14 protein-coding genes are annotated in these 12745 nt (G+C 69.3%); 12 read left to right on the top strand and 2 right to left on the bottom strand.

Annotation, left to right across the window (positions count from 1 at the left end; genetic code table 11):
- Window positions 1-81 precede the first annotated feature (81 nt).
- The 7 genes from ACG10_RS15790 to ACG10_RS15760 all read left to right on the top strand — a co-directional run bounded on the left by ACG10_RS15790 (window position 82) and on the right by ACG10_RS15760 (window position 5232).
- The gene (locus ACG10_RS15790) at window positions 82-759 is read left to right on the top strand and encodes a TetR/AcrR family transcriptional regulator (RefSeq protein ID WP_232487279.1); all 678 of its coding nucleotides are present in this window, start codon (window positions 82-84) and stop codon (window positions 757-759) included.
- Window positions 760-818: 59 nt separating this feature from the next.
- Complete coding sequence (locus ACG10_RS15785; protein ID WP_089168931.1) at window positions 819-1373, top strand: hypothetical protein; 555 nt, start codon at window positions 819-821, stop codon at window positions 1371-1373.
- A gap of 7 nt (window positions 1374-1380) precedes the next feature.
- A complete protein-coding gene (locus ACG10_RS15780) occupies window positions 1381-2679 on the top strand; it encodes a flavohemoglobin expression-modulating QEGLA motif protein (RefSeq protein WP_089168930.1) in 1299 nt (432 codons plus the stop codon).
- Between the two features lie 96 nt (window positions 2680-2775).
- On the top strand, window positions 2776-3522 hold the full coding sequence (locus ACG10_RS15775; RefSeq protein WP_089168929.1) for a TIGR00266 family protein: 747 nt from the start codon (window positions 2776-2778) through the stop codon (window positions 3520-3522).
- Entirely contained in the window at window positions 3522-4412 is an 891-nt protein-coding gene (locus ACG10_RS15770) for an alpha/beta hydrolase (protein WP_089168928.1), read from the top strand. Before ACG10_RS15775 ends, ACG10_RS15770 begins: the two co-directional genes overlap by 1 nt.
- Entirely contained in the window at window positions 4409-4732 is a 324-nt protein-coding gene (locus ACG10_RS15765) for a hypothetical protein (RefSeq protein WP_089168927.1), read from the top strand. The genes ACG10_RS15770 and ACG10_RS15765 overlap by 4 nt, the downstream gene beginning before the upstream one ends.
- Window positions 4729-5232, top strand: a complete 504-nt coding sequence (locus ACG10_RS15760; protein ID WP_089168926.1) for an O-acetyl-ADP-ribose deacetylase — start codon at window positions 4729-4731, stop codon at window positions 5230-5232. The genes ACG10_RS15765 and ACG10_RS15760 overlap by 4 nt, the downstream gene beginning before the upstream one ends.
- Before the next feature lie 3 nt (window positions 5233-5235).
- Here ACG10_RS15760 and ACG10_RS15755 read toward each other — a convergent pair whose 3' ends face one another.
- Entirely contained in the window at window positions 5236-5580 is a 345-nt protein-coding gene (locus ACG10_RS15755; RefSeq protein ID WP_039802568.1) for a hypothetical protein, read from the bottom strand.
- A gap of 209 nt (window positions 5581-5789) precedes the next feature.
- Between ACG10_RS15755 and ppc the strand changes: the two genes are divergently transcribed.
- The 5 genes from ppc to ACG10_RS15730 all read left to right on the top strand — a co-directional run bounded on the left by ppc (window position 5790) and on the right by ACG10_RS15730 (window position 11791).
- Window positions 5790-8426 carry a phosphoenolpyruvate carboxylase gene (gene ppc, locus ACG10_RS15750; RefSeq protein ID WP_039802570.1) on the top strand — a complete coding sequence of 879 codons (2637 nt, stop codon included), beginning with the start codon at window positions 5790-5792 and terminating at the stop codon, window positions 8424-8426.
- Between the two features lie 241 nt (window positions 8427-8667).
- Window positions 8668-9315: an adenylate kinase gene (gene adk / locus ACG10_RS15745; RefSeq protein WP_089168925.1), complete on the top strand. Its 648-nt coding sequence runs from the start codon at window positions 8668-8670 to the stop codon at window positions 9313-9315.
- 110 nt (window positions 9316-9425) lie between these two features.
- On the top strand, window positions 9426-10103 hold the full coding sequence (tsaB, locus tag ACG10_RS15740) for a tRNA (adenosine(37)-N6)-threonylcarbamoyltransferase complex dimerization subunit type 1 TsaB (protein ID WP_089168924.1): 678 nt from the start codon (window positions 9426-9428) through the stop codon (window positions 10101-10103).
- A gap of 8 nt (window positions 10104-10111) precedes the next feature.
- Window positions 10112-10957, top strand: coding sequence for a DUF72 domain-containing protein (locus ACG10_RS15735; protein ID WP_089168923.1), 846 nt, complete (start codon window positions 10112-10114; stop codon window positions 10955-10957).
- A 54-nt stretch (window positions 10958-11011) separates the two neighbouring features.
- Window positions 11012-11791: a class I SAM-dependent methyltransferase gene (locus ACG10_RS15730; protein ID WP_089168922.1), complete on the top strand. Its 780-nt coding sequence runs from the start codon at window positions 11012-11014 to the stop codon at window positions 11789-11791.
- A gap of 9 nt (window positions 11792-11800) precedes the next feature.
- Here the strand turns inward: ACG10_RS15730 and ACG10_RS15725 are convergent, their stop codons facing one another.
- Window positions 11801-12478: a DUF4197 domain-containing protein gene (locus ACG10_RS15725; RefSeq protein WP_089168921.1), complete on the bottom strand. Its 678-nt coding sequence runs from the start codon at window positions 12476-12478 to the stop codon at window positions 11801-11803.
- Window positions 12479-12745: the final 267 nt, after the last annotated feature.

The raw sequence follows: 12745 nt of genomic DNA, 5'->3' as shown, positions 1-12745 counted from the left end.
GCCCTAACAATGGGTACAGGTCTTAGTTGGAAAAGGATGCCCGTCTTGACCCAGTTCATCGCTCTGAACAGTGCCGCCCGCATGGCCAGCGCTGTCGCCCACAGTGTCCAGTATCAAGGTCGCAAGACCAGCCGGCGCGGCAGCGAACAGCGCCGCCAGGCGATTCTCGACGCCGCCATGCGCATCATCATCCGCGACGGCGTGCGTGCCGTGCGCCACCGGGCGGTAGCCGCCGAGGCCGGCGTGCCGCTGTCGGCGACCACCTACTATTTCAAGGACATCGACGACCTGCTGACGGACACCTTCGCGTTGTTCGTCGCACGCAGCGCGGCCTACATGGCCGGCTTCTGGGAGCGAACCCAGGGGCTTCTGCTGGAGCAGGTCGACCGTCTGGAGGACAGCGGCGAGTCGCGCCGCCAGCTGGCCGAGGAGATCGCCCGGCTGGCGGTGGGCTACGTGCGCCACCAGCTGCATTTCCGCCGCGACGAGCTGATCGCCGAACAGGCCTTCCAGCAGGAGGCGCTGATCAACCCGCGTCTGCACGAGCTGGCGCGTTCCCACCGGCGCATCCTCCAGCAGGGGGCCATCCAGTTCTTCCAGGTGCTCGGTTCGCAGCATCCGGAACAGGATGCCAGCGTGCTGACCGGGATCATCGGACGCATGGAGTACCAGGGCCTGCTCGACGGTCCGGGACGCCTGGACGACGAGGAGATGCTGGCCATTCTCAGTCGCTACATGTACCTGGTGCTCGGGCTCTGAAGGTGGGCCGTCCCCGGTGCGGACATCGGGGGCGGCCCTTTCGGGCGGAGGAAAGCGTTATGCAAGCCTGGCGTCTTCCGGTCCTCCTGCTGTGCTTCCTCCTGCTCGCCGGCTGCCTGGTGAGCTTCACCGAACAGATCGTCCCCGGCGAGGCGGCGCCGATTCCGCTGCTCGGCGAGTGGAGCCGGCGCAACGAATGGGGCGAGCAGCTGGCCCTGGAGATTCGCCAGGCCGGTCCCGATCATTATCGCGCCCACCAGTACCAGGAAGGCGCGGATGACGGGCAGGCGCTGCTGCAGGCCGAATTCACCGTGGCCCGCCATGGCCGGCGCTGGTATCTTTCCGCCGGGCTGCCGGACGATCTCGGTGGTGGTTTCCTCATCCTCGGCTTCGAGCTGACGGCGCAGAACGAGCTGGTGCTCTACAACCTGGAGCCGGCCCGGATTCGCCAGGCGCTGGAGCGGGGCGCGCTGGCCGGCAAGCCGATCGCCACCGGAGGGGGCCCCGGGGTGCGCGTCCTCAGCCCGCTGGACAGGGTCTTCGCCTATCTGGACGATCCTGCCCATTCCGACGTTTTCAGCGAAGTGGCGCGTTATCAGCGCGTCGGCCAGTGAGAGCTCGATGAGCAGACGCAACAAGCAGAAAGACGATTACCAGCAGATCATCCGCAGTCTCTCCGACCGGCTGGTCGAGGCGCAGATGCCGATCCGCGTGCTGGATGCGGTGAAATGGGACGACGAGGTGCGCCAACGCTTCTTCGCCGCCGGCTGCCGCAAGCTGCCGCCGGTGGACCGGGCCTACTACGAAAGTCGCCCGTTATCCTTCGATTCAGTGGCGAAGAAGCAGGAATTCCAGGGCATCGAACGGGACATCACCCGCCAGCTCGGCCAGTTCAGTCCGGTCGGGCAGATCATGCGGCGCATGTGCAAGGAATACCGCATGGTCATCCGCATGCTCGAGGCGCGCGGCACCGCGGATTTCGGGCTGATTTCCGAGGAACTCTACGGCGCCGCCTCGGATGCCTTCCATGCCGGCGACCCGACCCTGGCCGATTTCGGCCTGATGCTGTCCGACTACCTGAACCAGATCGCCGATCGCGGCGACCTCAAGGACGAGCCCAAGACCCTCAACGCCAGCACTGCCGTGCAGATGCTCCAGGAGCGCCTGAACCGGGTGTTCGGCGAGAACGAATCGACGGTGCGCGTGTTCGAGTCCGATGGCATCGTCGCCGACGCCGCGGCCGGCGCCGACTACATCAAGATCCGCAGCGACGCGCTGTTCAACGAGCGCGACGTGCGGGCCCTGGAGGTGCATGAGGGGCTGGTCCACGTGGCCACCACACTCAACGGGCTGAGCCAGCCGATCTGCACCTTCCTGGCCAAGGGCCCGCCGTCCTCCACGGTGACGCAGGAGGGCCTGGCGATCCTGATGGTGGTGATCGCCTTCGCCTCCTATCCGAGCCGCCTGCGCAAGCTGACCAACCGCACCCGCGCCATCCACATGGCCGAGCAGGGGGCGAACTTCCTGGACATCTTCGAGTTCTTCCGCGATCAGGGACTGAGCGACGAGGACAGCTACACCAACGTCAGTCGTGTGTTCCGCGGCTCGCGGCCGGACGGCATGCCCTTCACCAAGGACCTGTCGTATCTGCGGGGCTTCATCCTGATCTACAACTACATCCAGCTGGCGGTGCGCAAGGGCAAGCTGGAGCAGATCCCGCTGCTGTTCTGCGGCAAGACCACCCTGGAGGACATGCGCACCCTGCGCCAGCTGGTCGACCAGGGCCTGGTGGTGCCGCCGAAGTACCTGCCGGAGCAGTTCCGCGATCTCAATGCCCTGTCGGCCTGGATGTGCTTCTCCAACTTCCTCAACCACCTCAGCATGGAGCGGATCGAGGCGGATTACGCCAACATTCTCTGAAGCGCGCGGCGTGCGGCGCTTCACGTCGCCGTGCGCCGCGCCGGCAGGCTCGCGGAGTATCCTTGCAGGCCTCCTGCCTCGATAAGGACAGTTTCCATGGCCAGCCATCAGCTCGACTACGAAATCCTCGGTTCCCACGCCCAGTCGGTGGAGATCATCCTCGATCCCGGCGAGACGGTGGTCGCCGAGGCCGGCGCGATGAACTACATGACCGAGGGCGTGCGCTTCGAGACCCGCATGGGCGACGGCTCCGAGGACGGCATGCTGGGCAAGCTGTGGGGCATGGGCAAGCGCATGCTGACCGGCGAGTCGCTGTTCATGACGCACTTCTCCAACCAGGGCAAGCGGCAGGCGCGGGTCGCCTTCGCCGCGCCCTATCCGGGGACCGTGGTGCCGGTGGACCTCGCCCAGATCGGCGGCACCCTGATCTGCCAGAAGGACAGCTTCCTCTGCGCGGCCCGCGGCACCGAGATCGGCATCACCTTCAGCAAACGCATCGGCGCCGGCTTCTTTGGCGGCGAGGGCTTCATCCTGCAGAGGCTGTCCGGCAACGGCCTGGCCTTCCTGCATGCCGGCGGCGCGGTGATCCGCAAGGAACTGCACGACGAGACCCTGCGCCTGGATACCGGCTGCCTGGTGGGCTTCAGCGAGGGCATCGACTACGACATCCAGCTGGCTGGCGGGCTGAGGAGCATGCTGTTCGGCGGCGAGGGCATTCTCCTGGCGACCCTCAAGGGCACCGGCACCGTGTGGCTGCAGAGCCTGCCGTTCTCGCGGCTGGCCGAGCGGGTCTACGAGGCGACGGTCAAGGCCCGCGAGGACGTGCGCGGCGGAGGCGACTGATGCCGCAGCCGAGGCGCGCGCTGCGCCTGGCCCTGCTCGCTCTGGCCCTGGCCGGCAGCGGCTGCAGCTCCCTGCTGTTCTATCCCGAGCCCGGCCAGCCCCTCACGCCGCGGGCCGCCGGGCTGGATTATCGCGACGTCGAGCTGCGCGCCGCCGACGGCACGCGCCTGCACGCCTGGTGGCTGCCGGCCAAGGCCGGGCAGGAGGTGCGCGGCACCGTGCTGCACCTGCACGGCAACGGTGGCAACCTGGCCTGGCATCTGGGTGGCAGCTGGTGGCTGCCGGAGCAGGGCTGGCAGGTGCTGCTGCTGGATTACCGCGGCTACGGGCTCTCCGAGGGCTCGCCCGCGCTGCCGGAGGTGTATGGCGATCTGGAGGCGGCCTTCGCCTGGCTGGAAGCGGAGCCGGCGGTGCGCGGCAAACCGCTCGCCGTGCTCGGCCAGAGTCTTGGTGGCGCCCTGGCGGTGCATTTCCTCGCGCAGCAGCGAGAGCGCCGGGGCCAGGTTTCGGCGCTGGTGCTCGACGGCGTGCCGGCCAGCTATCGGGAGGTGGCGCGGCACATGCTGGGCAGCGCCTGGCTGACCTGGCCGCTGCAGGTGCCGCTGTCCTGGCTGGTGCCGGACGGCGACAGTGCGGTCGAGGCGATGCCGCAGCTGCAGGGCCTGCCCGTGCTGATCTACCATAGCCGCGACGATGCGCTGGTGCCTCTTGCCAACGGTCTGCGCCTGTACCGGGCCGCCGCTCCGCCCCGGTTTTTCCAGCCGACCCGCGGCGGTCATGTGCAGACCTTCGCCGAGCCGGCGTGGCGGGCGCTGATGCTGCGCTTTCTCGCCGATCCGCAGGCGGCGGGCGGGCTGGCCGAATCTTCCCCTGACGAGATTTCCCGATGACTGCGACCAATCCCGTTCACCTGATCCTCACTGCCGTCGGCAGCGTCGCCGCCACGGTGGCGGCGCTCGGCTATTACGGCTATCTGCATGTGGCCAAGCCGGAGGACGCCCTGCTGCTGGCGGAGTTCACCATGCTCAAGACCATTCCCGGCGAGGATTACCGGCTTTCCCTGAAGCCGGCCAGCCAGGTGGCGCAGTGCATCGATGGCGTGCTGGTGCTGTTCGACACCGAACAGAAGGGCCTCACCGGCGTGCTGGTGGACCAGCGCCGGCAGGCGGTGCGCTGCTTCGGCCAGGAAGCCCCGCAGGCCGAGCGATGAAGGTCGAGCTCTGGGAGGGCGACCTGACCCGCCTGGCGGTGGATGCGCTGGTCAATGCCGCCAATTCCAGCCTGCTTGGTGGCGGCGGAGTGGACGGCGCCATCCATCGCGCCGCCGGCCCCGAGCTGCTCGCCGCTTGCCGCCAGCTGGGCGGTTGTCCGACCGGCGAGGCACGCCTGACCCCGGGCTTCCGCCTGCCGGCACGCTACGTGATCCACACGGTCGGCCCGGTCTGGCAGGGCGGCGGCCGGGGAGAGGCGGAGCTGCTCGCCGCCTGCTACCGCAACAGCCTGGCGCTGGCCGAGCGGCACGGGCTGGAGACCATCGCCTTTCCGGCGATCAGCTGTGGCATTTACGGCTACCCGCCGGAGCAGGCGGCGGCCATCGCCCTGGCCGAGCTGCGCCGCCCGCGACCGGACGACAGTTCCCTGCGCCAGGCGCTGCTGGTGGCCTTTTCGGCGGACATGGCCGCGCTCTATCGGCGCCTGCTGGACGCCTGATCCTCAGTGGCTGGCGCTGTCGGTCTGGACGGCCATCTCCTGCAGGTAGCGGCGCGACAGGGCGAGAAAGCGCGGCGTCGGGCCGATATCCTCGTAGAGGGGGTCGCCCTGCTCGTCGGTGGAGACGACCTGGCTGCCCTTCACGTAGGGCATGCTGGTCTCCAGCTCCTCGAGAGCGGCGCCGATCAGCTCGCCGAGCAGTTCCTCGACGCTGCGTCTGGGGTACATCTCGGTCAGCGCGGCAAGGCGCGCGGCGGACTCCAGATCGAGCCGGATCTGATAGTTGCTGGGCGTCAGACGTCCTCTGGCGCCGCGCTCCCAGTGTTGGAGCAGTTCGCGGATCTTCATGAGGCACCTCATCTTGCTGCACGGGCTGCCGGACGACCTGTCGGGCAGTGACGGATCGTGCTTGGGTATGACTTCAGACTAGCCCAGTAGCGCTGCCTCTTGTCAGAAATCGGCATGCTGGGCACTCTACGGCAAGCGATCCGGCACGACGGAGAGGCCGCCGGAGGTCCGGTCGGCTGCCTGTTCCCCTAGTGCTGCTGGAGGTTGCGATGGAGGAGATTGACGCCCGTCTGCGCGAGGAGGTCCGCCTGCTTGGCGAGCTGCTCGGCGAATACATCCACGCCCAGTGCGGCGAGGACTTCTTCGACAAGGTCGAGCGCATCCGCCTGGGGGCCAAGACCGGCCGCCTCGGCTCGGAGGAGGGCGCCGAGCAACTGACCCGCACCCTGGGCGAGCTGCAGGAGGACGAGCTGCTGCCGGTGGCACGGGCCTTCAACCAGTTCCTCAACCTGGCCAACATCGCCGAGCAGTATCACGAGATCCGCCGCCGCGCTGTCGAGGAGCCGCCGCCCTTCGCGCTGCGCGCCCTGCCCGAGCTGCTCGGCCGGCTGCTCGCCGGCGGGCATGCCGCCGACGCGCTGGCCCGCCAGCTCGGGCGGCTGGAGATCGACCTGGTGCTCACCGCCCATCCCACCGAGGTGACGCGCCGTACCCTGATCCGCAAGTACGAGGCGATCGCCGCCGAGCTTGCCGTATTGGACCACAGCGACCTGCTGCCGGCCGAGCGCGAGGCGGTGCGCGAGCGCCTGCGCCGGCTGATCGCCGAGGCCTGGCATACCGACGAGATCCGCCGCAGCCGGCCGACCCCGGTGGACGAGGCCAAATGGGGCTTCTCGGTGATCGAGCACTCCCTTTGGCAGGCCGTGCCGGCCTTCCTGCGCGGGGTCGACCGGGCGCTGCACCAGGCCACCGGGCTGCACCTACCGCTGGAAGCGGCGCCGATCCGCTTCTCCTCGTGGATGGGCGGCGATCGCGACGGCAATCCCAACGTCACCGCCGCGATTACCCGCGAGGTGCTGCTGCTGGCGCGCTGGGCGGCCGCCGATCTCTATCTGCGCGACATCGACCAGCTGGCCGCCGAGCTGTCCATGCAGGAGGCGAGCAGCGAGCTGCGTGCCCGGGTCGGCGAGGTCGACGAGCCCTACCGGGCTCTGCTCAAGCAGCTGCGCGAGCGCCTGCTGGTCACCCGCGACTGGGCTGCGGCAGCCCTGCACGACGAGACGGTGCGTCCGCCGGCGGTGCTGCAGAACAACCGCGAACTCCTGCAGCCGCTGGAGCTCTGCTACCGCTCGCTGCATGCCTGCGGCATGGGGCTGATCGCCGACGGTCCGCTGCTCGACTGCCTGCGCCGGGCGGCCACCTTCGGCCTGTTCCTGGTGCGCCTGGACATCCGCCAGGACGCCGCCCGGCATGCCGCGGCGCTCAGCGAAATCACCGAATACCTGGGGCTCGGCCGCTACGCCGACTGGGACGAGGAGGCCCGCACCGCCTTTCTGGTGCGCGAACTGGACAGTCGCCGGCCGCTGCTGCCGGTGCACTTTCCCGCCACGGAGGATACTGCCGAGGTGCTCGCCACCTGCCGCGAGGTGGCGCTGGCGCCGGCGGCCTCGCTGGGCTCCTACGTCATTTCCATGGCCGGCGCGCCCTCCGACGTGCTGGCCGTGCAGCTGCTGCTCAAGGAGTGCGGGCTGCAGCGGCCGATGCGCGTGGTACCGCTGTTCGAGACCCTGGGCGACCTGGAGCAGGCCGCGCCGACGGTGGAGCGGCTGCTGCTACTGCCGGGCTACCGCGCTCGCCTGCACGGCCCGCAGGAGGTGATGATCGGCTATTCCGACTCGGCCAAGGACGCCGGCACCACGGCCGCCGCCTGGGCGCAGTACCGCGCCCAGGAGGGGCTGGTGGAGGTCTGCCGGCGGCAGGGTGTCGAGCTGCTGCTGTTCCATGGCCGCGGCGGCACCGTCGGCCGCGGTGGCGGTCCGGCCCATGCGGCCATCCTGTCGCAACCGCCGGGTTCGGTGGCCGGACGCTTCCGCACCACCGAGCAGGGCGAGATGATCCGCTTCAAGTTCGGCCTGCCGGACACCGCCGTGCAGAACCTCAATCTTTACCTGGCCGCCGTTCTCGAGGCCACCCTGCTGCCGCCACCGGCGCCGGAGCCGGCCTGGCGCGCACTGATGGACCGCCTGGCCGCCGAGGGGCTGGCCGCCTATCGCGGCGTGGTGCGCGAGCATCCGCAGTTCGTCGAGTATTTCCGTCAGGCCACTCCCGAGCAGGAGCTCGGCCGCCTGCCGCTGGGCAGTCGTCCGGCCAAGCGGCGGGCCGGCGGGATCGAGAGTCTGCGGGCGATTCCCTGGATCTTCGCCTGGACCCAGACCCGCCTGATGCTGCCGGCCTGGCTGGGCTGGGAGACGGCCCTGGGCAATGCCCTGGCGCGCGGCGAGGGCGAGCTGCTCGAGCGGATGCGCCAGCACTGGCCGTTCTTCGGCACGCGCATCGACATGCTGGAGATGGTTCTGGCCAAGTCCGACGCCTCCATCGCCTGGCTTTACGACGAGCGTCTGGTGGAGCCGCACCTGCGCCCCCTGGGGCAGCAGTTGCGCGGCCTTTTGTCGCAAGCCTGTGATGCGGTTCTCGAATTGACGGGGCAGGAGCGTCTGCTCGGCCACAATCCGGAGGTCCGTGCCGCCTTCAGCGTGCGCAATACTTACCTGGATCCCTTGCACCTGCTGCAGGTCGAGCTGCTGGCGCGCTATCGGCAGCATCAGGAGCAGGCCGGCAGCCCGCTGGAGCAGGCACTGCTGGTGAGCGTGGCGGGCATCGCCGCCGGTCTGCGCAATACGGGCTGACCAACGGCAGGTGCGGAGGGGTTGGCGGATGGGGCTCTGGCATGCCTTTGCCGTCATGCTTTTCGCCGAGGTTTTCTGTCGTTTGCGGCAAGTTCGTTACGGTTTTGCCTGACTTGTGCACCCAGGGTCGGCTGTGTATCTTGTGCACCCTTTTGGCTGCCCGAAAGCGCCAAATTCGTTGTTTAGATGATCGATCAGAGACAATTCGAAGATTTTAATAATCACTCAAGGAGCTACATCGATGCGCATGATTCTGCTGGGGGCGCCCGGTGCCGGTAAAGGCACCCAGGCCCGCTTCATTACCGAAAAGTTCGGTATTCCGCAGATTTCCACCGGTGACATGCTGCGTGCCGCGGTCAAGGCCGGCAGCCCGCTGGGACTCAAGGTAAAGGGCGTGATGGATAGTGGCGGCCTGGTTTCCGATGACATCATCATCGATCTGATCCGCGAGCGTATCGCCCAGCCCGACTGCGCCCGCGGCTTTCTCTTCGACGGCTTCCCGCGCACCATTCCCCAGGCCGAAGCCCTGCGCGACGCCGGCGTGACCATCGACCATGTGCTGGAAATCGCCGTGGACGACGAGGAGATCGTCTCGCGCATGTCCGGCCGCCGCGTGCACCCGGCCTCGGGGCGCGTCTATCACGTCCTGCACAACCCGCCGCAGGTGTCCGGCAAGGACGACGAGACCGGCGAAGACCTGATCCAGCGCGAGGACGACAAGGAGGAGACCGTGCGTCACCGTCTGGCCCTCTACCATTCGCAGACCAAGCCGCTGGTCGACTTCTACCAGAGGCTCGCCGCGACCAGCGGCACACCTCGCTACAGCCGCATCGAGGGTGTCGGCTCGGTGGGCGAGATCACCGCCCGCGTGCAGGCAGCCCTGGCCTGATCCGCACTGCCTGCAACGGACGGCCCGCCCTGTGCGGGCCGTCTGCTTTTCGGCTTCTGGTCGGGTGGCGTTTATAATGTTCGCCCTTTTTCTCCTGCCCGGATGACCCGATGACCACTCTGCTGGCCCTGGATACCGCCACCGAAGCCTGTTCCGTCGCCCTCCTGCACGAGGGGCGCGTGCTCGGCCGTTACGAGGTGATTCCACGCGTGCACGCCCAGCGCGTGCTGCCCATGGTGCAGGAGCTGCTGGGCGAGGCGGGCATCGCCCTCTCGGCGGTCGACGCCATCGCCTTCGGCCGCGGCCCGGGCGCCTTCACCGGGGTGCGCATCGCCGTCGGCGTGGTCCAGGGGCTGGCCTTCGCCCTCGAGCGGCCGGTGCTGCCGGTCTCCAACCTGGCGCTGCTGGCCCAGCGCGCCCATCGCGAGCAAGGCGTTGGTCAGGTGGCGACAGCCATCGACGCGCGTATGGACGAGGTCTACTGGGGCTGCTACCGCCTGGAGGCCGGCGAGATGCGCCTGGCCGGCGCCGAGGCGGTGCTGCCGCCGGAGCAGGTCGAGCTGCCGCGCCTGGCGACCGGCGACTGGTTCGGCGCCGGCACCGGCTGGGTCCATGCCGGGCGCATGCCGGTCGTGCCGGCCGCCGTGGAGGCCAGCCTGCTGCCCGATGCCCGCGACCTGCTGACCCTGGCCGGCTTCGCCTGGCAGCGTGGCGAGGGCGTGCCGGCCGAGCAGGCGCAGCCGATCTACCTGCGCGACAAGGTCGCCACCCCCAAGGGCGCCCGGTAGCTTCGCCGATGCTGCCCTATTGCCTCGGCTGTCCCTCCTGGAGCGAGGCGGCCTGGCGCGGCGGCCTCTACCCGGACGGCGCGCCGGCGGCCGACTACCTGGCCCTCTACGCCCGGGTGTTCAACGCGGTCGAGGGCAACACCACCTTCTATGCCCGGCCCTCCGCGGCCACCGTGCAGCGCTGGGCGCAGCGCATGCCGGCGCATTTCCGCTTCTGCGCCAAGCTGCCGCGGGAGATCAGCCACTCGGCCGACCTGCGTCTGCAGGTAACGGCCAGCCGGGCCTTCGTCGAGCTGCTGGCGCCGCTGGGCGGGCGGGTCGCGCCGTTCTGGCTGCAACTGCCGGCCAGCTTCGGCCCGGCGCGCCTCGGCGAGCTGACGGATTTTCTCGCCCGGTTCGAGCGCCCCTTGGCGGTGGAGGTCCGCCATCCGGCCTTCTTCCAGCGCGGCGCGGAGGAGCGGGCGCTGAACCGCCTGCTGCGCGATGCCGGCGTCGAGCGCCTGTGCCTGGATGCCCGTGCCCTGTTCAGCTGTCGCGACGACACGCCGGCGGTGCGTCATGCCCAGGCGAAGAAGCCGCGCCTGCCGGTGCGCCCGGCGGCCCTCACGGCTTTTCCCCAGGTACGCTTTATCGGCCATCCCTGCCTGGAGGCCAACGACCCGTTCATGGCGCCCTGGCTGGACAAGGTCGCCGCCTGGATCGAGGAGGGGCGGCAGCCCTGCGTCTTCCTGCACACCCCGGACAACCGGCTGGCCCCCGAGCTGGCGCGGCGCTTCCATGCGCAGCTGACGGTGCGTCTGCCGGGACTGCCGGCGCTGGCGGCGTTCGGCGGGAGCCAGCTCGACCTGCTGTAGGCGCTGCATTCTGGCAGAATGCGCCGCCTTCCCAGCCTCCTGCGAGTATTGCCGATGAGCGACGAGCCGCTTCCCCCGCGCATCCGTGTCGAAGCCCTGCAGCCCGCCTTCGCCGCAGAGGCGGCGCAGTGGGCCGAGCGCCTGGGCCTGCCTTTGGACGGCGCGGCGGACTTCGTCCTGCAGCTCGGCGAGCAGGGCCTACAACTGACCGAGCTGGGGCCGGGGGCACCGGGGCCGGTGCGGGTCGACTTCGTCGAGGGGGCGGCGGCGCACCGGCGGCTGTTCGGCGGCGGCAGCGGGCAGATGATCGCCAGGGCGGTCGGCGTGCAGCCGGGTGTGCGGCCGAAGGTTCTCGACGCCACCGCCGGGCTGGGACGCGACGCCTTCGTGCTCGCCTGCCTGGGCTGCGAGGTGACCCTGATCGAGCGTCAGCCGTTGATCGGCGCGCTGCTCGCGGACGGTCTGGCCCGTGCCGCCCGGGACCCGGAGATCGCTCCCATCGTCGCGCGCATGCGCCTGCTGCAGGGCGACGCCATCGCGCTGATGCGCCAGTGGCAGGACGAGCCGCCGCAGGTGATCCATCTCGATCCGATGTTCCCCCACCGCGACAAGAGCGCCCTGGTGAAGAAGGAGATGCGCCTGTTCCGCCCGCTGGTCGGCGACGACCCGGACGCGCCGGCCCTGCTCGCGGGCGCCCTGGCGCTGGCCAGCCACCGGGTGGTGGTCAAGCGCCCGCGCAAGGCGCCCTGCATCGAGGGGCCGAAGCCAGGCTACAGTCTGGACGGCAAGTCGAGCCGCTATGACATCTACCCCCTGCAGTCGCTGAAGGGATAGGTGCGCGCGTCACAGCGCGCCGAACACCTTCTTCGCCAGGCTGGTGGCGGCCCTGGCCGGGTTCTCGCGGATCTTCGCCTCTTCCGCGGCGATCACCTCGAACAGTCCGTCGAGCGCCTGGTCGGTGACGTAACCCTCGAGGTTGGCGCTTTTCGCGTCGATCGCGCCAAAGCTTGCCGCCTGGGCGGCGAAGGCGTTGTACTTCTGGGCCAGGCCGACCTGGTCGGTCGCCTGCTTGACGATGGGCAGGAACCGAGTGCGGATCTGCTCGCGGCTGCTGCGGTCGAGGTACTGGGTGGCCGCATCCTGCGGGCCGGCGAGGATCTCTTTGGCATCGGTCACGGTCATCCTGCGCACGGCGTCCAGCAGCAGGGCCTGGGCCTGTGGCACGGCGGCCTCGGCGGCCTGGTTCATGCGGGTCTCGAGCTGCTCGACCTGGCTGCCCATGCCCATCATCTTCATGGTCTGGGCGATCTTGCCGAGCTTGCCCGGCAGTTCGATGCGCCGTTCGGGGTCGTTGCTGAAACCGCCGGGCCGGCCCAGTTGCTGCACTGCCAGCTGGGCGCCCTGGCTGAGCGTATCCTTGAGTCCGCCACTGGCGTCCTGTTGCGTGAGGTCGGCGAGGGAGAGGGCGAGGGCGTTGGCGCTCAGCATGAGGCCGGCGAGCAAAGGGACGAGGCGACGCATGATGGCATTCCGTGCGGAAAAGGGGCGGCCAGCTTAGCCGAGGCGGGCGGGGTGGAACATCCGGGCGCATCGCGAAACGCTTCCCGGCCTTGTGGCAGAGCGGCTGCGTGGCGACAGTCCACGGCGCCGGGCAGTCTCTTGCCAGGCCGTCGACCGACTCCTTATAGTCCGCCGGCATTCACTACATCGGCCGTTGAACGCGTCCTCAGGCGGCCATCGGCCTCCGGGCCGACCCGGCACGCCGGGTTTTTCAACGGATCGAACGAG

The sequence above is a fragment of the Azotobacter chroococcum genome, from assembly GCF_002220155.1.
Lineage (GTDB): Bacteria > Pseudomonadota > Gammaproteobacteria > Pseudomonadales > Pseudomonadaceae > Azotobacter > Azotobacter chroococcum.
Note: the sequence above shows the minus strand (reverse complement) of the source record. Positions and strands in the feature narration are given on the sequence as shown.